Source organism: Corallococcus sp. AB038B, from assembly GCF_003668955.1.
GTDB lineage: Bacteria > Myxococcota > Myxococcia > Myxococcales > Myxococcaceae > Corallococcus > Corallococcus exiguus.
On record NZ_RAWO01000005.1, the window covers coordinates 72396 to 92857 of the forward strand.

Here is a 20462-nt window from a genome sequence, read left to right on the forward strand (position 1 = left end):
TTGGCCCGGCCCACCCTGTCGCTCAGTGCACGGGCCCCCGCGAGTCGTCATCGGCCGGTGGATGCGGCAGGTTCCGCAGCAACTCGCGCATGCGCGTGTCCGCTTCATCCAGCCGGATGAGCAGGTCCTCCTGTCTGTGTCGCTCCTCGCCGTGCAGTGTCGCGCCCGCTTCGTCCACGCGCGAGCGCACCAGGTACAGGCCGTCCTGGATGAGCCGCCATTCCTGCCAGGCCTGGGACTCGTGGCGCGCCATCCACGCCTCCACGCCTGCATGCACGTGCGGATACACGTTCTGCCTGCCCACCTTCACAAGCACGCCCGTGCGCTCCAGCAGCCTCTGCGCCGGTGTGTGCACGCGCGCCAATGACAACGTGATGCCCCGGTGGGACAGGTCCTCGTGCAGTCCCGCCAGCATGTCCGCGCCCGGCACGTCCAGGTCGTCCGTCAGCTCCAGGTCCAGCAACACCTCGCGCACTGGCACCTTCGCGTCGCGCACGCGCTTGAGCACCTCGTCCCGTAGCGACGTGGCGTTGGCGAAGAACAGCCCTTCCTCCGGCCGGAAGACGTCCAGGCCGGGCAGGGTGATGGCGGAGGACTCCCGGTGCGTGGCAGCCAGGTCCAGCGTCCCAGGCACCCGCCCCAGCTCGCTCAGTCGCGGCCGGCTGGCGCGGTACACCGTGAGGAACAGCGACAGGCCCACCGCGATGAGCAGCCCGGGCAACACGTCGAAGGCCAGCACGCCCACGAGCGCCACCGCCGCGCCCAGGAAGTCCGCGCGGCGCAGGCGCGCCAGCCGCACCAGCTCCTTCACGTCCATCATCCCCAGGATGGCCACCACCACGATGGCCCCCAGCGTGGCCTCCGGCAGCGCGCGGAACAGGCCCGTGAGGAACAGCGCCACCAGCAGCGTCAGCCCCGCTGTCACCAGCGAGGACACCTGCGTGGTGGACCCCGCCTGATCATTCGCGGCGGACTTGGACAGGCTGCACCCCATGCCGAAGCCCCTGAACAGACCTCCGCCCAGGTTTGCCGCGCCCAGGCCCACCAGCTCGCGGTTGGGGTCCACCTCGTAGCCGTGCTTCGCGGCGAACATGCGCGCCGGGCCAATGGCCTCCGCGAACGCCACCAGCGCGATGCCGCACGCGCCCGGCAACAGCTTCAACAGGTCGCCGAGCTTCACGTCCGGAAGCTGGGGCGGCACCAGGCCCGCGGGGATGTGGCCCACGATGGCCACCCCCTTCGCATCCAGATGCAACAGCGACGACACCGCGATGCCCAGCACCAGCACCGCGAGCGCCGCCGGAATGCGCCGGGACACGCGCCCCAGGAGCAGCAGCGCCGCGATGCTCGCCGCCCCCACCGCGAGCGTCAGCGCGTGCGTCTGGCCCAGGTGCGTGAGGATGAAGCCCAGCCGCTCGAAGAAGCCGCCCTTCGCGCCCTCGATGCCCAGCAGCTTGGGCACCTGCTTGATGGCGATGACCAGCGCCAGCCCGAACACGAAGCCGCTCAGTACGGAGGAGGAGAAGAACTGCGCCACGCGTCCCAGCTTCAGCACGCCGGCCAGCAGGGCCACCGCACCCGCCATCAGCGCCAGCGCCGCCGTGAGCGCCACGAAGCGCGGCGAGCCTTGCTGCGCCAGCGCGCCCACCGTGGCGGCGGAGAGCACCGACACGCTGGCGGACACCGCGATGATGAGCTGCCGCGAGCTGCCGAACAGCGCATACAACGCCAGCGCCGCCGGAGTGGAATACAGCGCCGCCTGCGGAGGCAGCCCCGCGAGCTGCGCGTAGGCCATGCCCTCCGGGATGTGCAGCGCCGTCACCGTGAGCGCGCCCACCAGGTCTTTCTTCAGGCGCGTCCTGTCATACCCCCGCAGCGAAGCGGCGAAGGGACTGACGCGGGTGAGCCAGGAGGTGCGGCTCCGTGCGGTGCCCATGCGTACGAGGTGGCCACCCGACCCGACAGGCTCATCGTCCTCCCGGGAGGGACGGCCAGAGACGCATCCGTCCGGTCACTTCGGCGACATCCGTCATGCATGACGCTGGTCATGCCTGCCGGAGTGGCGACAGGCTGCCGGGCATGATCACCGTCAGTGCATTCAAGTGGGTGCCGCCGTTCGCGCAGGGCGTGGTCCGTGACCTCCGGGTGAGGTGGGCGCTGGAGGAGGCAGGCCTGCCGTACGAGGCGCGGCTCATCGACCCCCAGGTCCAGAAGTCCGCGGACTACCGCGCGCAGCAGCCCTTCGGGCAGGTGCCGGTGTTCCAGGAGGACGGCCTGACGCTCTTCGAATCGGGCGCCATCGTGGTCCACATCGCGTTGAAGAGCGAAGTGCTCTTCCCCAAGGACGAGGCGGGCCGGGCGCGCGCGCTCACGTGGGTGTTCGCGGCGTTGAACTCGCTGGAGATCCACCTCCAGCAGCTCGCGGAGATTGACCTGTTCGCGCCGGAGGCCCAGTGGGCGAAGCTCCACCGGCCCGACGTGGAGAAGCAGATCCACCACCGCCTGGGCGAGCTGGCCACGTGGCTGGGGGACCGCGAGTACCTGGAGGACCGCTTCACCGCGGGCGACCTGATGATGACCACGGTGCTGCGCATCCTGCGGCACACCGAGGTGCTCGACGCGCATCCCACGCTCAAGGCCTACAAGGAACGCTGTGAGGCACGGCCCGCGTTCCAGCGCGCGCTGACGGCGCAGATGGACGCTTTCAAGCAGCACGAGCGGCGCGAGGCATGACGCGGTGTGTCCGGGCAGGGGATTTCGCGCTATCCTGCGCTTCCCCTCCCAGGAGTGCTCCCCATGCCCCGTGGCATCTTCAAAGCAGGCTCTGGCCCCTCGCTGCCGCCGAAGCGCAAGCACGACGACCTCACCTCGCCCATCCGCAAGCCGGAGGTGGAAGGGCCCGCAGTGAAGAAGCAGCGGACCCAGGAGACCCTGCCGCAGGGGCAGGTGCGGAAGCCGTCCACGGACCCCTCCATGCACGCCGCCTACGACAAGATGGCGCATGAGGAGATGCTGAAGAATCCGAAGTACGCGGCGCTGGCGAACGACGCCTCGCAGGCGTCCGATGGCAAGACCCTCAATGTCGTCACCAAGGACCAGGTCCAGGGCGGCATGTTCTACTCGGGCCCGAAGCAGATTGGCCTGCGGCCGGACCTCACGGGCCCCAAGCGCGCCGGCGTCATGGCGTTCGAGATGACGAACGCCGCCCAGCAGAAGAAGTTCAGCAAGGTCACGGGCGACGCGTTCCAGAACGAGGTCAACGCGGCGCTGGGCAAGCAGCACGTGGGCGGCGACCTGCCCGCCCGGCGGGAGAACTTCGCCAAGAGCATGGAGCGCATCGAGTACGACGGCATCAAGCGCCACCATGAGGTGATGAAGGACGGCATCCAGAACCAGGGCTGGCCCCAGGAGATGGACCGGTTCGGCAAGCGGCTGGAGGGGGCCGACCCCAGCTTCGACAGCTACTGGGCGCGCCAGAACGTCCCGGACGCGAAGACGGGCAAGAGCCACTCGGACGTCTACCGCACGCAGTTCGACAACATCCACGCCAAGGCCAATGAGCTGGTGGCGAAGAGCAAGCAGCAGCAGGGCATTCCGTAGGCCCCTGGCTCCGCGCGCCGCTTCGCGCTAGGGAGGGAGTCATGTCCTCCGCTCTCCAGACCCGTCCCCGGAGTGAGCTTGCCTCCGGGCGCTTCGGCCAGACCCGCTTCATGCTCCGCCGGAAGTTCTTCAAGCTGTTCGGCGGCGCGTTCCACATCTACGACGAGGCGGGCAACGTCGCCTTCTACTCGAAGATGAAGGCCTTCAAGCTGAAGGAGGACCTGCGCGTCTACAGCGGCGAGGACATGCAGGAGGAGCTGATCACCATCCAGGCCCGCAGCATCCTGGACTTCGGCGCCACCTACGACGTCACCGACGCGGCGACGGGAGAGCGGGTGGGCGCGCTGCGCCGCAAGGCCCTGAGCTCCATCCTGCGCGACACCTGGCTCATCCTGGACGCGGACGGGCAGGAGGTGGGCAAGGTGGAGGAGGACAGCATGCTGCTGGCGCTCGTGCGGCGCTTCCTCACCAACCTCATCCCGCAGACCTTCACCGGGACCCTGGGCAGCGAGCAGGTGTTCAGCTTCAAGCAGCACTTCAACCCGTTCATCCAGAAGATCGACCTGGACTTCTCCGTGGACACGCAGCGCCGGTTGGATCGGCGTCTGGGAATCGCCGCGGCGGTGCTCCTGTGCGCGATTGAAGGCCGTCAGTCCGGCGGCTGAAGAAGCCGCGTCGGGCATTCCCTTCGCCAGCGGTCTTCAGCGCACGCTGGCCCAGAATGGCTTGAGCGCTTCACGGCTCGTCGCCAGCGCCGCGCGTGCATCCGCGTTGATGGTGCCGGGAGCGAAGCTGTCATCGCGCCCCGCCAGCACTTCGATGCATGCGTGCACGGAGTTCGACAGCCCCTCCAGCGAATAGCCACCCTCCAGCACCAGCGCCAGCTTCCCGCCGGAGACCTCCTCCGCCAGCTTGCGCACGGCGGTGCACATCGCCGCGAAGCCGCGCTCGGTGACGTCCATTCCGCCAATCGGATCCGCGCGATGCGGGTCGAACCCCGCGGACACCAGCACCAGGTCCGGCCGGTACGCCTGCGCCACGGGGAGCAGCAGCTCTTCGAAGATCATCCCGTAGTCCGCGTCCGTGTTGCCGCCCGGCAGGCCGCAGTTGACCGTGAAGCCCTGGCCCTCTCCGCGCCCCACCTCCGGCGCCGCGCCGCTGCCCGGGTAGTAGGGGAACTGGTGCACCGACTGGTAGAGCACGTCCCTGCGCCCCCAGAACGCCGCCTGCGTGCCGTTGCCGTGGTGCACGTCCCAGTCCAGCACCAGCACTCGCTCGGCTCCCAGCCGCCGCCCGGCCTCCGCCGCGATGGCGACGTTGTTGTAGAGGCAGAAGCCCATCGCCCGGTCCGGCTCCGCGTGGTGGCCGGGCGGACGCACCAGCGCGAACGCGTTCTTCGCCGTCCCCGCCATCACCGCCTCCACGGCCTGCACTGCCGCGCCCGCCGCCAGCCTCGCCGCGTCGATGCTGTCCGGGGATACCGCCGTGTCCTCGTCGATGCGCTCGAAGCGGCCGCCCAGCTTCTCCATCGCGTCCAGGTGCGCCGGGGTGTGCACCGCCAGGAGCTCCGCGTCCGTGGCGGAGCGGGGATGGGTCATCACCGTGCCCGCGACGGGGTTTCTCGCCAGCATCTGGAGGATGCGCCGCAAGCGGGCGGGCGACTCGGGGTGGCCCTCGCCGGCGTCGTGCTGGAGGAAGAGCGGGTCGGTGAGCAGCAGCGTCGCGGTCATCCCCTGGACCTTACGCATCCTGTCTCCGGGAACCCAGCGTCCGTCCCTGGCGGGCGGGGAGGTCCGTTCCTTGCCCTGGACGGGCCACCCTCCCTACAGTGCGCGGGCCTTGCCACGTCGCCTCAAGAAACCCGGTCTCCGGGGCATCCTCCTGGGTTCATTCGGCCTCGCGCTGGCCGTCATCCTCGGGACGCTCTACTTCGTCGTTCCCCGCCAGGTGGGCAACCACCTGAGGGAGCGCATGGCGCTGCATGCCCACAACAAGGCCAAGGAGGTCATCGCCCTGGTCGACAGGCAGTCGGGCACCCAGCCGGTGCCCAACCTGGAAGGGCTCTACCGCCTGGATGACGACTTCAGCGTCGTGGCGGTGCTGGATTCCCAGGGTGTGCCCCGCGCCACCTTCCCCGCGCCGCCGCCCTCCTGGTTCACGAAGGGCCTGGAGGACCGCCTCCAGCAGCGTCCCCTTCCCCCACTGGAGCAGATGGAGTTCGACAACGACGCCTGGGCGGTGTCCGACCCGGTGACGCTCGCGGGCGGCGTGCCCGGTGAAGTCGTCGTGGTGGTGGATGGGGCCCGGCTGGAGGGAGTGCTCACGGCCCTGCGCCATACGGTGCTGCTGGCCTTCCTCGTGGGCCTGGTGCTCTTCCTCGTGGTGGCGTTCCTCATCTCGCGCGCGTTCATCCTCCACCCGCTGGACGCGATGATGTCCATGGCGACCAAGCTGGCGGAGGCCGACCTCACCGGCCGCGCGGAGGTTCGCAACAGCAAGGATGAGCTGGGCCAGCTGGCGGAAGCCCTCAACCGCATGGCCCAGTCCTGGCGCGACACGCTGGGCCGCGTGCGCGGCGTGTCCGACGTGGTGGCCGGCGTCATCGAGCAGATCCACCGCACCGGCACCACCGTGTCCTCCGGCGCGGGCACCGTGCAGTCGCGCGTGGAGGAGACGTCCTCCTCCATGGTGGAGATGATGGCCAGCTTGCGCGGCATCGCGGAGAACGTGGAGGTCCTCTACCAGAGCGCGGAGGAGAGCAGCTCCTCCATCATGGAGATGGCCGCCACCAACGACGAGGTGGCGGAGAACGTCCAGGCCATGGCCGCCAGCGTGGAGGAGACCACCAGCGCCATCGAGCAGATGACGTACTCCATCAAGGAGGTGGCCAAGAACATCGAGGACCTCTCCGCGTCCACGGAGGACACCTCCTCCGCCATCAGTGAGATGGACGCCGCCATCGGTCAGGTCGACGCCAACGCCAACGAGACGGCCCGCCTGTCCGAACAGGTCTTCGAGGACGCGCAGACCGGCGTGGAGGCCCTGCGCAAGACGCTCTCCGGCATCGACCGCATCAAGGACACCAGCCGCACCGCCGCGGGCGTCATCGACAGCCTGGGCCGGCGCATCAGCGAGATTGGCAACATCCTCAACGTCATCGACGACGTGGCGGAGCAGACGAACCTGCTGGCCCTCAACGCCGCCATCATCGCCGCGCAGGCCGGTGAGCACGGCAAGGGCTTCGCGGTGGTGGCGGAGGAGATCAAGGACCTGGCCGAGCGCACCGGCGCGTCCACCAAGGAGATCGCCGAGCTCATCCGCGGGGTGCAGGAGGAGAGCCGCAACGCCGTGGTGGTGATGAACCAGGGCGTCAAGAGCGTGGAGGAGGGCGTGCAGCTGGGCCGCGAGGCGGAAGGCGCTCTCAGGAAAATCAACGACAGCACGCAGAAGTCCACGCAGATGGTGAAGGCCATTGCCCGCGCCACCGTGGAGCAGGCGCGCGGCAGCAAGCAGGTGACGGCCGCCATCCACCGCATCTCCGCCACCGTGTCGATGATCTCCCAGGCCTCCAACGAGCAGGCCCGGGGCGGCGAGCAGATCATGAAGAGCGCGGAGCGGATGAAGACGCTCACCCAGCACGTGCAGCGCTCCAGCCAGGAGCAAGCGCACGGCAGCAAGCAGATCACCCGCTCCATCGAAAGCATCAACGAGATGGTCACCCACCTGAACCGCGCCCAGAAGGAGCAGACCAAGGGCAGCGAGCAGGTGCTCAAGGCCGTGGAGACCATCAAGGGCGTGTCCGAGCACCAGACGCGCTCGGTGCGCCAGCTGGAAGAGGCCATCGACAACCTCACGCGCCAGGCCGAAATCCTCCGCGCCGAGGTGCGCCGCTTCCGTGTCTGACGTACCAGCCGTTCCCCGTTGAAAGCCTCCATGCCCGAGTCGTCCGAGTCCGCCTCCTCCCGTCCCGTGTCCGAGCGCGCCGTGGTGCTGCTCATTGGCGCGGTGCAGTTCGTCAACATCCTCGACTTCGTGATGGTGATGCCGCTGGGCCCGGACTTCGCGAAGGGGCTGGGCATCGAGTCCTCGCACATCGGGACCATTGGCGGCAGCTACACCGCCGCCGCGAGCGTGGCGGGGCTCCTGGGCGGCTACTTCCTGGACCGCTTCGACCGGCGCAAGGCGCTGGCCGTGTGCATGCTGGGGCTCGTCGCGGCCACCGCGGCGGGGGGATTCGCGGTGGGGCTGTCCACGCTGCTCCTGGCGCGGGTGTGCGCGGGGCTCTTCGGCGGACCGGCGACGGCGCTGTCCCTGTCCATCATCGCGGACCTCATCCCGGTGGAGCGCCGGGGCCGGGCGCTGGGCGCGGTGATGGCGTCCTTCTCCGTGGCCTCCGTGCTGGGCGTGCCCCTGGCCTTGAAGGTCGCGGAGCTGGGCAGCTGGCGGACGCCCTTCTTCGTGGTGGCGGCGCTGGGGCTGGTGTTGGTGCTGGCCGCGCTCGGGCTCCTGCCGCCCGTGCGCGGGCACCTGCGACCCGGCGGCAGCGCGGCCCGGGCCCCGGGCGTGGCGGAGCTCCTGGGCAACACCGACGTGCAGCTGTCCTACCTGATGACGGCGCTGGTGATGATGAGCGGCTTCATCGTCATCCCCAACATCTCCGCCTACCTCCAGCAGAACCTGGCCTACCCGCGCGAGAACCTGTGGATCATCTACGCCGCGGGCGGCATCGTGAGCTTCTTCACGCTGCGGCTGACGGGGCCGCTGGTGGACCGCTTCGGCTCCTACCGCATCGGCACGGTGGGCGTGGTGCTGGCGGCCCTCACCACGTACGTGGGCTTCATCCACTACCCCACGTGGCTGCCCATCCCCCTGCTGTTCATGGTCTTCATGCTGGCCATGGGCGTGCGCAACGTGGCGTACAACACGCTCACCTCGCGCGTGCCGGAAAACCCGGTGCGCGCCCGCTTCATGTCGCTGCAGTCCGCGGCCCAGCACATGGCCTCCGCGCTGGGCGCCTTCCTGTCGTCACGCCTGCTGGTGGACCTGCCGGACGGCACGCTCGGCGGCATGGACACCATCGCCTGGGTGTCCATCGGGCTGGCGGTGGGGGTGCCCGTCATGTTGCGGGTGGTGGAGGGGCGGGTGCGCTCGCGCGAGCAGGCCCGGGCCCTGGCGGTGCCCCCGGCCCAGGGGCTGGCCGCGCCGCTGTCTCCCGAGGCAAATCCCCACGGCTGATGGGGCAATGTGCCCCAGGAGTTCCAGGGAGCCCGGCCGCCCGCCTCCTGGACACGAGGCCAGACGGACGCTGGATGGTCGCTGACGGTTGCGCGGGCCGCCTGTGGGCGCGATAACCCCTGGACGTTCCCTCCTAGGGGAAGACGACCCTCCATGTTCAACATCGGCGCAGGCGAAATGGTGTTCATCCTGGTGGCCGCGCTGATCGTGCTCGGCCCCCAGCGGCTGCCTGAGCTGGCGCGGGCCATTGGCAAGTTCATGCGCGAGTTCCGCCGGCAGACGGACGACGTGCGCAACGTGGTGGAGCGCGAGTTCTACTCCATGGACGAGGAGTTCAACCGCATGCCCCCGACGCGTCCGGGCACGCGCGTGCCGTCCCCGCCGCCGGAGCTCGCCCCGTCCTCCCTCCCGGGCGCCGCCCCCGCCAACGTGCTCGCCGAGCCCGCCCCCGCGCTCACCGCGACGGTGGACCCCGAGAACGTGCCCGCGCCCGCCGAGGCCGCCGTGGACGCTGAGCCCGCCACCGGCACGCAGGCCGCTGCGGAGACGGGTGCGGCGCCGGCGCAGGACGAGAACGGCCTTCCGCAACTCGCCCCCATCCCGGGCACGGTGGCGCGCAACGCGCCGAAACGGAGCTGAGCCCTGAATCGCCAAGGGGTTGACCTGTCGGATTTCCGGATGAGCCTGGCGGAGCACCTCACGGAGCTGCGCTCGCGGCTCGTGAAGTGTTCGCTCGCGGTGCTCGTGCTGGGCGCCGTGTCGCTCATCTTCGCCAAGCCCATCTTCGGCGTGTTGATGCGGCCGGTGCTGGACGCGCTGCCCCCGGAAGGGCGCTCGCTCGTCTACACATCCGGCATCGAAGAAATCAACGTGCTGATGAAGGTGGGCGTGTACTGCGGCATCTTCCTCACCACGCCCGTCATCCTCTGGCAGATCTGGGGCTTCGTGGCGCCGGGCCTCTACCCGGAGGAGCGCAAGTACGCGTCGCCCTTCGTGGTGCTGGGCTCCGTCGCGTTCATCGTGGGCTCGATGTTCTGCTACTTCCTGGTGCTGCCCTCCATGTTCAAGTTCCTCCTCAACGAGGAGGAGACGCTCGCCCTGGAGCAGCGCATGGACACCGCGCGCATGGGCGGCGAGGACGCGCTGCGCTTCCTGCGCATTGGTGAAGTGGAGCGCGCCGGCCACGTGGCCAAGGAGACCAGCGCCGCGCTGACGGCCGTGGGTGAAGGCCAGGTGAAGGACCCGGAGGTTGCGTCCGCGAAGAGCGTGGAGCTCACCGCGCGCCTCAAGGGCCTGGGTGACCTGCTGGACGCGGCTGCGGACGGGCTGGGTACCCCCGCTCGCGGTGTGCTGCGCCAGGCGGTGGAGAAGCGCGTGGAGGCGGTGACGGCCTTCGGCAAGCAGGACTACGTCGCGTCGGAGGCCGCCATGGACCAGGCGGCCAGCCTGCTCGCGGGCGTGGCGCCCACTCGCGCGGAGGAGATGTCCGGCCTGTGGCGGCTGCAGAAGGAGCTGGCCAAGGGCCACGCGGACGCGGAAGCGGCGCGCTGGACGCGGCCCATGCTGACGATGAACGAGCAGCTGTCGCTGGTGCTGCTGCTCATCCTCGCCTTCGGCGTCATCTTCGAGCTGCCGCTGGTGATGGCGCTGCTGGGCATTGTCGGGGTGGTGCAGTCGAGCTTCCTCATCCGCTATCAGCGCCACGCGTTCGTGGTGTGCCTCATCGCGGCGGCGGTGCTGACGCCCACGGGTGACGTGGTGAACCTGTCGCTCATGGCCGGCCCCATGCTGCTCTGCTACGAGCTGGGCGTGTTGGCGGTGTGGCTCATCGAGAAACGCCGTGCGAAGGCGGAAGCCTCCACGGACATCACCCCGGCGGCGTAGACTCCCGCGCGCATGAAGAGCCCTGCCGCGCGCCTGATGATGGACCTGCGGTACCTGCGCGCGCTGTCGCGGAGGTTCCGCAGCACGTTGCTGCTCGCGGCGGTCATCTTCGGGGTGGGGCCGGCGCTGTACCACTGGCGCTACGTGGGGCCGGGCGGGGACCGCATCTCCTACGGAGAGGCGCTGCACCACGTCTACTTCCTGCTCTTCGGCCAGCCGTCGCTGCCCTACGTGAGCGACTGGTTCGTGGAGACGCTCAACATCCTCATCCCGCCGGTCAGCATCGCGCTGGTGGTGGATGGCGTGGTGCGCTTCGCGTACCTCTTCTTCGCGCGGCACAAGAACGACAAGGAGTGGGTCACCGTGGTGTCCGAAACGATGAAGGGCCACGTCGTCGTGTGCGGCGCGGGACGCGTGGGCTACCGCGTGGTGACGCAGCTGCGGGAGATGGGCAAGGACGTCGTCGTGGTGGAGAAGCGCGAGGACGCGACGTTCGTGTCCGCGCTGCGCGACGAGAACATCCCGCTGCTCATCGACGACACGCGCAGCCCGCTGTGCCTGCCGCGCACGCACGTGAAGAAGGCGTCCGCCATCGTCTGCGCCACGGACGACGACCTGGCGAACCTGAACATCGCGTTGGACGCGCGGCGCTTGAACCCCGGCATCCGCGTGGTCATCCGCCTGTTCGACGACGACCTGGGCGCGAAGGTGCGCGACACGTTCAAGGCGGAGGCCCTGTCCAGTTCCTCGCTGGCCGCGCCCGCCATGGCGCTGGCGGCGTTGGATCCGCGGCTCGTCCACTCGTTCCGCATCGGCAAGCACCTGATGGTGGTGTCGCTGTTCGTGGTGCGGGACGGACTGCCGGGGATGAACATCTCCCAGGTGCGCGACCGCTTCGGCGGGCTGTCGCTGTCGCTCATCCGGGGCGAGGAGGAGACGCTGCACCCGAACGGTGACGTGGTCCTCCAGGCGGGGGATCAGATCACCGTCCAGGCGTCGTATCCGGAGTACTGCACCCTGCGCGCCTTCACCGGTGAGGCGGAGGCGCCGGCGTACGCGGACCACGACAACTTCCTCATGCCGGGCTACCGCCCCACGGGGTGAGCCCTCCGCGGCCTGCTAGGGGTTGCAGGGCACCGCGGAGAGACTCCAGATGGAAGTCACCGTGCCGGTGGTGGTGACGGTGCCGGAGCAGGAACAGACGCGCTGGCCCACCTGATTCGTCTTCGCGGCGTCGCTGTAGAAGAAGATGCGTGTGGCCTGGCCCACGCGGCACTGCGGGAGGATGGCCTGTTCCGCCGTCCCGACGTCCGTCGCGGTGGCGTCCTCCGCCGGGTCATCGCCACCACATGCGGCCAACAGCAGGGTTCCCGCGCACATCAGGCCCGTCAGAAGATGTCGCATCGTTCCTCTCAGGTTTGGAAAACGAGATTAGCCGGACAGGAGTGTCTATGTCGACGGGTCAGGTCGCGGGTGGTGGGTATCAGGCAGGGGTGCGGCGCTCCTTCGCGGTGGGCTCGGAGATGGCCTGGGCCGCCTGGGGTGAGGCGTCGGGATTGGTCCGCTGGGTGGGGGCCTGCGCCCAGGCGCTGACGGAAGGCGAGCAGGTCGCGCTCGTGGACGGGACGCGTATCCAGGTGGTGCGTCAGGTTCCGCCCAAGCAGCTCCGCCTGCGACTGGAGCGTGACGAGTGGCCTCGGGCGCGCACCGTGCAGCTTCGTGTGCTGCCGTCGGTGCATGGCGTCACCGTGGCGCTGCACGCGGAAGGACTGCCGGACGCGGACACTCGTGAAGCGCTGCTGGCGCGCTGGACGCGTGCACTGGAGGGCTGGAGCGCCTTCTCCGGAAGGACCGTGGAGGTGACCCGCGAAGGGGCTCTGACGCGCGAGCCCCCGGGGAAGAAGGGCGCGAAGAAGCCTCCCTCGCTGGAGCAGGGCCTCGCGGAGCAGGGCGCGGCCTTGCTGAAGAAGCACGGCCCCGCGCGAGGCACGAAGAAGGCCGTGGCCACGAAGCTGCCTCGGGCCGTGAAGAAGGCTCCGGTCGCGAAGAAGGCTCCGGTCGCGAAGAAGGCTCCGGTCGCGAAGAAGACCGTGAAGCCCTCGCGGGCCGGGCGTCGGAAGCCCTCCGGTCGCACGAAGTAGGGCGCATCGCGACTGGTGACCGCTGTTGGCGAGCGGTGACTCCAGTCACCAGGGACGGGCCCCGGTTCGTCCCACCGCGCCTCGCGCTTCCTCAAGGAACTCAAGCACTTGGGCTCCAGCAGGTGTCAGCCCATGGGTTGGCATGTCCCCTGCTGTAGGTGTTCCTCGTCAGCCGCACTCAAGCTCCCGAGGAAATCCCATGGCCATCGCGCCCGCTTCCGCCCGCTCCGCTTCCTTCCGCGTCCCCTCCCAGGACTTCGCCTCCCGTCCGGATGCCGTGTCCGGCGGCCGCGTGCAGGGCGGCTCCTGCCAGAAGCCGGGTTCGAACCTGGCGTCCCAGTTCCAGCAGGATGGCTTCAGCGCGGGCCCCGCGAAGGGCGCGCAGTGGAAGCAGTTCGCGGAGGGGCTCGAGGACGTGGTGAAGCAGCTTCAGCAGCTCGTCCAGTTGCTCCAGACCCAGATGGGCGGCGCCGCTGCCTCCGCGGACGGCGCGGCCGGAGTCCAGGCCCCGTCGGGCGTGTCCAGCACGGGTGGCGCTCCCAGCGTTGACGGTGCGTCCAGCACGGGCGGTGCGCCTGGCGCGGGTGACTCGTTCCAGACCGGAGCCGCTCAGTCGTCCGGCTCCACTCAGTCGGCCAGCCCCGCGGGCGACGTCCCGAAGGGCGAAGTGGGCGATTGGATCAAGCAGGCCATGGACATCCTCAAGGCCAACGGCGTCCCGGTGGAGAAGATGAACCCGCAGGACATCGCGAAGATCATCCAGCACGAGTCCAGCGGCGACCCGAACGCCATCAACCTCTGGGACCAGAACGCCAAGGACGGCCACCCCTCCATCGGCCTGATGCAGACCATCCAGCCGACGTTCGACGCGTACAAGGTCCCGGGCCACGACAACATCCGCAACCCGGTGGACAACATCGTCGCGGCCGTTCGCTACTCGGTGGACCGTTACGGCTCCGTGTCGAACACGCCGGGCATCCAGGCGATGAATGGCGGCAGCGGCTACGTGGGCTACTGAGCCTCACCGCCCCCGCAGGTTCTGGGCGATCTTCAGGATGTCCGCGAGGACGCCCGCCGCCGTGACAGGGCCGCCTGCCCCCGCGCCCTGGACCAGCAGCGGGTAGTCCGCGTAGCGCTCGGTGGAGAAGGCCACGAACGCCTCCGAGCCGCGCAGCCGCGTCGCCGGATGCTCCTTCGGCACCGCCACCGGGCCCACCCGCAGCACCGGCCCGTCCTTCGCCGCCGGGTCGATGCGCGCCAGGTAGCGCAGCACCTTGCCCTCCGCGCGCAGTCCCTCGATGCGCGAGGTGAATGTCCGGTCCAGCTTCTCCAGCCCCGTGAGGAAGCGCTCCACGTCCGCCTCCTCCAGGTACTCGCGCGGGACGAAGGGCTCCACCTCCACGTCCTCCAGCGACAGGTTCAAGCCCTGCTCACGCGCGAGGATGAGCGCCTTGCGCGCGGCGTCCGTGCCCGCCAGGTCCTCGCGAGGGTGCGGCTCCGTGAAGCCCTTCTCGCGCGCCGTGCGCACCGCCTTCGACAGCGGCACCCCCTCCATCAACTGCTGGCTCAAGTAGCCGAGCGTCCCGGAGAACGAACCCTCCACGCCGTGCACCCGGTCCCCCGTGCGCACCAGGTCCTTCAGCGTCTGGATGACCGGCAGTCCCGCGCCCACCGTCGTCTCGTAGTGGTACGCGCGGTGGTTCAGGTGCGCCGTGCTGCGCAGCCGCTCCCAGACCTCGAGCGGCTGCGTCAGCGGCTTCTTGTTCGCCGCCACCACGTGGATGCCGCTGCGGAACGCTTCCAGATACAGCTCCTCCATTCCCGATGCCGCCGTGCAGTCCACCAGCACCGGCACGGGCAACCGGCGCAGCGGCTCCAGCAGCGCGCGCACCACGGGCGGCGACGCGCCTTCGGGCACGGCTTCGATGCGCTCGCGCCACTGCTTCAGCGGGATGCCCTCCGGCGAGAAGAGCACCCGCCGGCTGTCCGCGAGCCCCACCAGATTGAGCTGGATGCCGTGCCCCTGCGCCAGCGTCTCCTGCAACGTGCGCAGCTGGTCCAGCAGTTGGCTGCCCACCACGCCATGGCCCAGCACCAGCAGGCTCACCTCTTCATGCGAGAAGTGGAAGGCCGCGTGCACCGTACGCACCGTCAGCGCCGTCTCCGCCCCATCCACGATGAACGAGATGGAGCGAGCGCTCGCCGTCTGCGCGATGGCGCGCACGTTGACGCCCAGCGCGCCCAGCGGTTGGAACAGCCGTCCCGCCACGTTGGCGCCCTGACCCATGGCCTCCGCCACCAGCGCCACCTGCGTCACCGGCGCGCGCACCTGCGGCGGCTGCAAGGCTCCGCGCTCCAGCTCCGGCGCCAGCTCCCGTCGCAGCACCTCCTCCGCACGGGCCGCGTGCGCCCGTCGCAGCACCACCGCCACCGAGCGCCCCGGCGACGACTGCGCCGCCATCCACGCGTCGATGCCCGCGGCCTCCAGCGCCTGCAACGCGCGAGGCCCCACCGGCCGCGCCGCTTCCTCCGTGCCTCCCTCCAGGCCCAGCAGCGCCAGGTCCTCCAGGGACACCACGCACGTGGGCACGGTGCCGTTGCCCGCGCCGCGTACGTCGATGAGCGTGCCGGGTTCATCGGGCTGTTGCAGGTGGCGCACGCGCAGCGGGATGTCCGCGTCGCGCAGCGTGGACAGCGCGCGCGGGTGCAGCGTGGGCAGGCCCAGGTACACCAGCTCCAGCGCCTCCGTGTAGCTCAGGTGCGGCACCGGCCGCACATCCGCGACGTGCAACGGATCCGCCGTCATCACGCCGGGCACGTCCGTCCACAGCGTCAGCGGCGTGCCCAGCAGCACGGACAGCACCGCGGCCGTCTCGTCCGCGCCCTCCACGCCCAGCGTCGTGGAGCGGCCATCCACCGCCGTCCCCCGGCCACCCGCGTGCAACGTCAGCCGTCCCTCCCACGAAGGCCGCAGCGTGGCCACCCGGGCGCGGGTGTGCTCGCGATTCACGCGCGCCTGGCCGGGCTCACCCTCCGTCACCGTCCAGTCCGCGGCGTCCACCTCCAGCGACGGCACTCCGCGCGCACCCAGCAGCCTCGCCAGCAGTGCCGCCGTCAGCCGCTCGCCGGTGCCACGCACCACGTCCTCCAGCGCGGGCCTCCGTTCGCGCACCAGGCTCGCGCCATCCAGCGCGCGGCGCGCGGGCTCCAGCAGTGACGCCAGCGTGCGCGTGCCGTCCGCCTCCACTGACGTGGAGCCTGGGGGCGCGCCCAACCTGCGCTCGGCCTCCTCCAGCATCAACAAGCCGCGCGCGAGCAGGCCATCCAACTCCTGCCGGGCCAGTGTGGAGTTGCCCTTCAACGCGATGGACAGCGCGGACTCCAGCCCCGCCGCGAGCCAGGGCGGTGACGACACGATGGCGGCGCGTGTGTTGCCCGCGTCGCGGCGCGACAGGTGCGTGGCCACGGACGCGAGTCCCTGGGCGGTGTCGAGCAGGAAGGGGGCGTAACGGGTGATGCTCACAGGGGCAGTCATAAAGTCTTCCGGGCGCGGACGCCGGCAGTGGAGGAAATGCGGGCGTCGCGGCCCACGCCCGGAGGCAGGGCCAGCGCGCGGACCAGCAGGGGCGCGAGCGCGTCCCATTCGATGAGGAAGCCGTCGTGGCCGTGCACGCTGCACAGGGCCGCGTACTCGGCATGCAGTCCCTGCGCGCGCAGGCGGCGGGACAGGTTCTTCATGTGCTCGGGCGGGAAGAGCGCGTCCCGGTCGATGCCGACGGTGAGCGTGCTCGCGCGGATGCGGTCCACGCCGGGCCCACCGTTCGGCGTGGGCACGCGCGTGAGGTCGTGATGATCCATGGCGCCCAGGAGCGCCACGTAGGCCCGCGCGTCGAAGCGCACCTCCAGTTTCGCGCCCTGGTACTCCAGGTAGCTCTCCACCGGGTACAGCGCGCGTGACGACCACGCCTGCGGACGCGGTTGGAGCGCCTCCAGTCCGGCCTCCGCGCGATAGGTGAGCGTCGCCAGTTGACGCGCCAACTCCAGGCCGCGCCGGGGGGATTCGGGATACTCGGGGTCGAGCAGCACGGCTTGCCGCGCCACGTGGTTCCAGCCCACCACCCACGCGGACGCGGCCTCCGCCGTCGCGATGGGCACCATGCGTTGGAAGCGCTCCGGTGCCAGCGCTGCAAGGCACAGCACCACCATGCCGCCCAGCGAGCCGCCGGTGACGAGCGCCACCTCATCCACGCCCAGCGCGTCCAGCGCCGCGAGGATGGAGCGCGCCTGGTCCCACGGCGTGATGGTCGCGGGCAGGCTCCGCTCATCCAGGCGCAGGTCGCCCTTGGGCAGCACAGGCGCCGGGCCGAAGCGCGTGTCGTCGGTGCGCTGCGGGAAGCCCTCGTCCGCGGGGCCAGAGGTGCCGTAGCAGGAGCCCAGGTTGTTGAAGCACAACAGCCGCACGCGCGAAGGGTCCAGCGGCCGGCCATGCCCGATGACGGGGGCCCACCAGCCGCCTTCTCCTCCGGCGTTCATGTCCCCGGTGAGCGCGTGCACCAGCAGCACGGTGGGCACCGGATCCGGCGTACGGCGGGGACCGATGCGGCGCGCGTCGGTGGCGGCGTCGCGCAGCTCGGAGGCGGACCTCCGCACCATGCGCAGCCGGCCTTCGCGCGCCGCTTCCTCGGAATGCACTCGGGCACGCGACTGCAACCACGCGAGGTCCTCCGGGGGCCCCCACCACCAGCCGCGCACGAGGTGGGGCGCCACGCGGGCGCCGGCCTCCAGCGGCAGGTCCGGCAGCGAGATGTCGAAGACGCGAGGGGTCTCCGCGCGCGGGGGGACTTCCTGGCCAGGCCTCACGGGTCGCATGGCGTCAGACCGCGCTCAGGGCCTGATCGAGATCGGCCACGATGTCGTCCAGGTGCTCGATGCCCACGGACAGGCGCACCAGGTCGTCGGTGACGCCCGTGCTGGCGCGCTCCGCCGGGGTGAGCTGTTCGTGCGTGGTGGACGCGGGGTGGATGATGAGCGAGCGCGTGTCGCCGATGTTCGCGAGCAGGCTCCACAGCTTCACGCCGTCAATCACCTTGCGCCCGGCGGACAGCCCGCCCTTCACGCCGAAGGTGACGAGCCCGCCGAAGCCGCCCTGGAGGTACTTCTTCGCGTTGAGGAACGAAGGGTCGTCCTCCAGGCCTGGGTAGCGCACCCACTCCACCTTCTTGTGCTGCTTGAGCCACTTCGCCACCGCGAGCGCGTTCTGCGAGTGGCGCTCCAGCCTCAGCCGCAGCGTCTCCAGGCCCAGGATGAACGCGTGCGCGTTGAAGGGGCTGAGCGCGGGGCCGAGGTCGCGCAGGCCCTCCAGGCGGGCCTTGAGGATGAAGGCCGCGGGTCCGAAGGCTTCACGCAGACGCAGGCCGTGGTAGCCGGGGTTGGGCTCGGTCAGCTCCGGGAACTTGCCGTTCTCCCAGGGGAAGTTGCCTCCGTCCACGATGACGCCGCCAATGGAGGTGCCGTGGCCGCCGATGTACTTCGTCGCGCTGTGCAGCACGATGTTCGCGCCGTGGCGCAACGGGTTGAAGAGGGCGGGGGACAGCGCGGTGTTGTCCACGAAGAGGGGCAGGCCCGCTTCGCGCGCCACGGCGCCAATGGCGTCGAAGTCCGGCACGTCCAGTCGCGGGTTGCCCAGCGACTCCAGGTAGAGCGCCTTCGTCTTCGGGCCAATGGCCTGACGGAACGCGTCCGCGTTGCCCGCGTCCACGAACTTCGTGGTGATGCCCAGGCGCGGGAGCGTCACCTTGAAGAGGTTGTACGTGCCGCCGTAGAGGCTGGCGCCGGAGACGATTTCATCCCCCGTCTTGAGGATGTTGAGGATGCCCAGCGTCTGCGCGGCCTGTCCGGACGCGACCGCGAGCGCGCCCACGCCACCTTCGAGCGCGGCGATGCGCTTCTCGAAGACGTCCGTCGTGGGGTTCATGATGCGCGTGTAGATGTTGCCGAACTCCTTGAGGCCGAAGAGCGCGGCGGCGTGGTCCGCGTCGCGGAAGCGGTAGCTGGTCGTCTGGTAGATGGGCACCGCGCGAGCGCCCGTGGTGGGGTCGGGCGAATAGCCGGCGTGCAGCGCGAGCGTGTCGGGGTGCAGCGGGCGTTCGTTGTTGGGCGTGCTCATGGCAAGGGACTCCTGTTCGCGTCGCTCCGGAAGGAACGCGCGTGCGTGAAGGCAGACGGGTGGTGGGGACGTCAGGGCACTGCGGGCGGCGGGGAGGACTTCAGGACACGGCGGGCGCTGCGACGCTCCTCGGCAGGGGTGCGAGAGCGGAGGCCCGGAACGACGAAGCCCACCGACCCTCGCGGGTGGGTGGGCTCCGTTTGGCTCGCCAGGGGCAGGCTGTGCGTCAGCCGGCCGCGGCGGGCTTGGGCCCACCCGGAACAGGCATCGAACACATGCACATGGCGGAGGTGACGAACATTCTGCGAGAAGAAGTAGACGCGATGGCGCGAGCTGTCAAGCCACCCTCCGGAACACCGCCGCATGTGTCGCGGACCCGTGACACCGATTCACTGCGTATTCCCAGAATGACGTCCTCCCTCCCTGTCCTCCTGTTGGCCTGTCTGTTCCTCGCCGCGTGCTCCAAGCCCGCGCCGCCCACATCCGTGAACATTCGAAAGAGCTTCCGCACGCAGTTGAAGGTGGAGCCCACGCAGCGCGCTCCCGCGCCCACGCCGCCGAAGGAGCTCTTCGAGTTGGTGCGCTATCCCTCGCCGCTGGGCAGCAACGCGGCCTACATCACGCCCGTGCGCGAGGGCGCGAAGCGGCCGGCGGTGGTGTGGATCCACGGCGGCATGGACTTTGGGCTCGACAGCTTCGCGTGGGCGCCTTCGCCCCGGAGCAATGATCAGAGCGCGCGGGCGTTCCGCGAAGCCGGGCTGGTGTTGATGCTGCCGTCGCTGCGCGGGTCGGACGACAACCCTGGCGCGCGGGAGTACTTCCTGGGCGAGGTGGATGACGTGGTCGCGGCCATCGACTTCGTGGCGCAGCGTCCGGACGTGGATCCCGCGCGCATCTACGTGGCGGGGCACAGCACGGGCGGCACGGTGGCGTTGATGGTGGCGGTGCTGTCACCGCGTCTGAAGGGCGCTTATGCGTTCGGTCCGACGCACGACGTGTCGGAGTACGCGCACTATGTCCCGTTGCTGGGGCAGGCTCGGGGGACGGAGCTGTGGCTGCGCAACCCGGTGAGCTACGTGGAGCACCTGCGCGTGCCCACGCAGGTCATCGAGGGCTCGGACCACGGCAACATGGATGCGTTTGAACCGCTGCGCGTGGCGGCGAAGGGCGCGCCGTTGTCGTTCCTCGCGGTGCCGGGAGCCACGCACTTCAGCGTGCTCGCGCCCGTGACGGAGTTGCTGGCGAAGCGGCTGATGGAGGCGAAGGCGGATGCGCCCGCGGTGCGGCTCACTGACGCGGAGGTCCGCGAGGCCGTGGCCGCTGAGCAGGAGTAGTCAGCGCACGCGCGCGTTCGCGGAGTAGGGCTGGGCCTTCAGGCAGCTTCCGCCAGGAGGTGGTTACCCGCCGCGCAGCGGCTGTAAGTCATTGTCATCCCC

17 protein-coding genes are annotated in these 20462 nt (G+C 70.1%); 11 read left to right on the plus strand and 6 right to left on the minus strand.

All coding sequences use genetic code 11. The annotated features are described in order from the left end of the window. Positions 1-22 precede the first annotated feature (22 nt). Positions 23-1936, minus strand: a complete 1914-nt coding sequence (locus D7Y04_RS21795; RefSeq protein ID WP_121760583.1) for a SulP family inorganic anion transporter — start codon at positions 1934-1936, stop codon at positions 23-25. 143 nt (positions 1937-2079) lie between these two features. Here D7Y04_RS21795 and D7Y04_RS21800 point away from each other — a divergent pair, with 143 nt between their 5' ends. From D7Y04_RS21800 to D7Y04_RS21810, 3 genes are all read left to right on the plus strand, one after another. Beyond that, positions 2080-2733 carry a glutathione S-transferase family protein gene (locus tag D7Y04_RS21800; protein ID WP_120599127.1) on the plus strand — a complete coding sequence of 218 codons (654 nt, stop codon included), beginning with the start codon at positions 2080-2082 and terminating at the stop codon, positions 2731-2733. 63 nt (positions 2734-2796) lie between these two features. Next, positions 2797-3600 carry a hypothetical protein gene (locus tag D7Y04_RS21805; RefSeq protein ID WP_121760584.1) on the plus strand — a complete coding sequence of 268 codons (804 nt, stop codon included), beginning with the start codon at positions 2797-2799 and terminating at the stop codon, positions 3598-3600. Positions 3601-3641: 41 nt separating this feature from the next. Next, the gene (locus D7Y04_RS21810; RefSeq protein WP_121760585.1) at positions 3642-4265 is read left to right on the plus strand and encodes a hypothetical protein; all 624 of its coding nucleotides are present in this window, start codon (positions 3642-3644) and stop codon (positions 4263-4265) included. Between the two features lie 36 nt (positions 4266-4301). Here the strand turns inward: D7Y04_RS21810 and D7Y04_RS21815 are convergent, their stop codons facing one another. After that, positions 4302-5348, minus strand: coding sequence for a histone deacetylase (locus tag D7Y04_RS21815; protein ID WP_121760586.1), 1047 nt, complete (start codon positions 5346-5348; stop codon positions 4302-4304). Positions 5349-5439: 91 nt separating this feature from the next. Here D7Y04_RS21815 and D7Y04_RS21820 point away from each other — a divergent pair, with 91 nt between their 5' ends. The 5 genes from D7Y04_RS21820 (at position 5440) to D7Y04_RS21840 (ending at position 11823) form a co-directional block, all read left to right on the plus strand. Continuing rightward, on the plus strand, positions 5440-7503 hold the full coding sequence (locus D7Y04_RS21820) for a methyl-accepting chemotaxis protein (protein WP_120599716.1): 2064 nt from the start codon (positions 5440-5442) through the stop codon (positions 7501-7503). Positions 7504-7533: 30 nt separating this feature from the next. Next, positions 7534-8835: an MFS transporter gene (locus D7Y04_RS21825; protein WP_121760587.1), complete on the plus strand. Its 1302-nt coding sequence runs from the start codon at positions 7534-7536 to the stop codon at positions 8833-8835. 153 nt (positions 8836-8988) lie between these two features. Next, the gene (gene tatB / locus D7Y04_RS21830) at positions 8989-9474 is read left to right on the plus strand and encodes a Sec-independent protein translocase protein TatB (protein ID WP_121760588.1); all 486 of its coding nucleotides are present in this window, start codon (positions 8989-8991) and stop codon (positions 9472-9474) included. 39 nt (positions 9475-9513) lie between these two features. After that, a complete protein-coding gene (locus D7Y04_RS21835) occupies positions 9514-10719 on the plus strand; it encodes a twin-arginine translocase subunit TatC (RefSeq protein WP_121760589.1) in 1206 nt (401 codons plus the stop codon). Positions 10720-10731: 12 nt separating this feature from the next. Further along, positions 10732-11823 carry a TrkA family potassium uptake protein gene (locus D7Y04_RS21840; RefSeq protein ID WP_121760590.1) on the plus strand — a complete coding sequence of 364 codons (1092 nt, stop codon included), beginning with the start codon at positions 10732-10734 and terminating at the stop codon, positions 11821-11823. A gap of 15 nt (positions 11824-11838) precedes the next feature. Here the strand turns inward: D7Y04_RS21840 and D7Y04_RS21845 are convergent, their stop codons facing one another. Then, a complete protein-coding gene (locus tag D7Y04_RS21845; protein WP_147454560.1) occupies positions 11839-12123 on the minus strand; it encodes a DUF6289 family protein in 285 nt (94 codons plus the stop codon). A gap of 47 nt (positions 12124-12170) precedes the next feature. Here D7Y04_RS21845 and D7Y04_RS46560 point away from each other — a divergent pair, with 47 nt between their 5' ends. Both D7Y04_RS46560 and D7Y04_RS21855 read left to right on the plus strand, forming a co-directional pair. Continuing rightward, positions 12171-12860 carry a hypothetical protein gene (locus D7Y04_RS46560; RefSeq protein ID WP_121760591.1) on the plus strand — a complete coding sequence of 230 codons (690 nt, stop codon included), beginning with the start codon at positions 12171-12173 and terminating at the stop codon, positions 12858-12860. 199 nt (positions 12861-13059) lie between these two features. Beyond that, the gene (locus tag D7Y04_RS21855) at positions 13060-13878 is read left to right on the plus strand and encodes a transglycosylase SLT domain-containing protein (protein ID WP_120596027.1); all 819 of its coding nucleotides are present in this window, start codon (positions 13060-13062) and stop codon (positions 13876-13878) included. Positions 13879-13881: 3 nt separating this feature from the next. On the opposite strand, the gene D7Y04_RS21860 is transcribed toward D7Y04_RS21855, so the two are convergent. From D7Y04_RS21860 to D7Y04_RS21870, 3 genes are read right to left on the minus strand one after another with little or no spacing between them, the layout of a single operon-like run. Beyond that, on the minus strand, positions 13882-16383 hold the full coding sequence (locus D7Y04_RS21860; protein ID WP_158627574.1) for a bifunctional aspartate kinase/homoserine dehydrogenase I: 2502 nt from the start codon (positions 16381-16383) through the stop codon (positions 13882-13884). Between the two features lie 8 nt (positions 16384-16391). Then, positions 16392-17729 carry an alpha/beta fold hydrolase gene (locus D7Y04_RS21865; RefSeq protein ID WP_120596025.1) on the minus strand — a complete coding sequence of 446 codons (1338 nt, stop codon included), beginning with the start codon at positions 17727-17729 and terminating at the stop codon, positions 16392-16394. Positions 17730-17733: 4 nt separating this feature from the next. After that, on the minus strand, positions 17734-19026 hold the full coding sequence (locus D7Y04_RS21870) for an O-acetylhomoserine aminocarboxypropyltransferase/cysteine synthase family protein (RefSeq protein WP_120578663.1): 1293 nt from the start codon (positions 19024-19026) through the stop codon (positions 17734-17736). A 407-nt stretch (positions 19027-19433) separates the two neighbouring features. Here D7Y04_RS21870 and D7Y04_RS21875 point away from each other — a divergent pair, with 407 nt between their 5' ends. Next, complete coding sequence (locus tag D7Y04_RS21875; protein ID WP_158620660.1) at positions 19434-20360, plus strand: S9 family peptidase; 927 nt, start codon at positions 19434-19436, stop codon at positions 20358-20360. Positions 20361-20462 lie beyond the last annotated feature (102 nt).

What these genes read in the sequence shown, in the direction of transcription:
- D7Y04_RS21840 (WP_121760590.1), top strand. Translation starts at nt 10,732, where the DNA reads ATGAAGAGCCCTGCCGCGCGCCTGATGATGGACCTGCGGTACCTGCGC.
- D7Y04_RS21795 (WP_121760583.1), bottom strand. Translation starts at nt 1,936, where the DNA reads ATGGGCACCGCACGGAGCCGCACCTCCTGGCTCACCCGCGTCAGTCCC.
- D7Y04_RS21875 (WP_158620660.1), top strand. Translation starts at nt 19,434, where the DNA reads ATGACGTCCTCCCTCCCTGTCCTCCTGTTGGCCTGTCTGTTCCTCGCC.
- D7Y04_RS21865 (WP_120596025.1), bottom strand. Translation starts at nt 17,729, where the DNA reads ATGCGACCCGTGAGGCCTGGCCAGGAAGTCCCCCCGCGCGCGGAGACC.
- D7Y04_RS21845 (WP_147454560.1), bottom strand. Translation starts at nt 12,123, where the DNA reads ATGCGACATCTTCTGACGGGCCTGATGTGCGCGGGAACCCTGCTGTTG.
- D7Y04_RS21800 (WP_120599127.1), top strand. Translation starts at nt 2,080, where the DNA reads ATGATCACCGTCAGTGCATTCAAGTGGGTGCCGCCGTTCGCGCAGGGC.
- D7Y04_RS21810 (WP_121760585.1), top strand. Translation starts at nt 3,642, where the DNA reads ATGTCCTCCGCTCTCCAGACCCGTCCCCGGAGTGAGCTTGCCTCCGGG.
- tatB (WP_121760588.1), top strand. Translation starts at nt 8,989, where the DNA reads ATGTTCAACATCGGCGCAGGCGAAATGGTGTTCATCCTGGTGGCCGCG.
- D7Y04_RS21805 (WP_121760584.1), top strand. Translation starts at nt 2,797, where the DNA reads ATGCCCCGTGGCATCTTCAAAGCAGGCTCTGGCCCCTCGCTGCCGCCG.
- D7Y04_RS21835 (WP_121760589.1), top strand. Translation starts at nt 9,514, where the DNA reads ATGAGCCTGGCGGAGCACCTCACGGAGCTGCGCTCGCGGCTCGTGAAG.
- D7Y04_RS46560 (WP_121760591.1), top strand. Translation starts at nt 12,171, where the DNA reads ATGTCGACGGGTCAGGTCGCGGGTGGTGGGTATCAGGCAGGGGTGCGG.
- D7Y04_RS21815 (WP_121760586.1), bottom strand. Translation starts at nt 5,348, where the DNA reads ATGCGTAAGGTCCAGGGGATGACCGCGACGCTGCTGCTCACCGACCCG.
- D7Y04_RS21870 (WP_120578663.1), bottom strand. Translation starts at nt 19,026, where the DNA reads ATGAGCACGCCCAACAACGAACGCCCGCTGCACCCCGACACGCTCGCG.
- D7Y04_RS21855 (WP_120596027.1), top strand. Translation starts at nt 13,060, where the DNA reads ATGGCCATCGCGCCCGCTTCCGCCCGCTCCGCTTCCTTCCGCGTCCCC.
- D7Y04_RS21825 (WP_121760587.1), top strand. Translation starts at nt 7,534, where the DNA reads ATGCCCGAGTCGTCCGAGTCCGCCTCCTCCCGTCCCGTGTCCGAGCGC.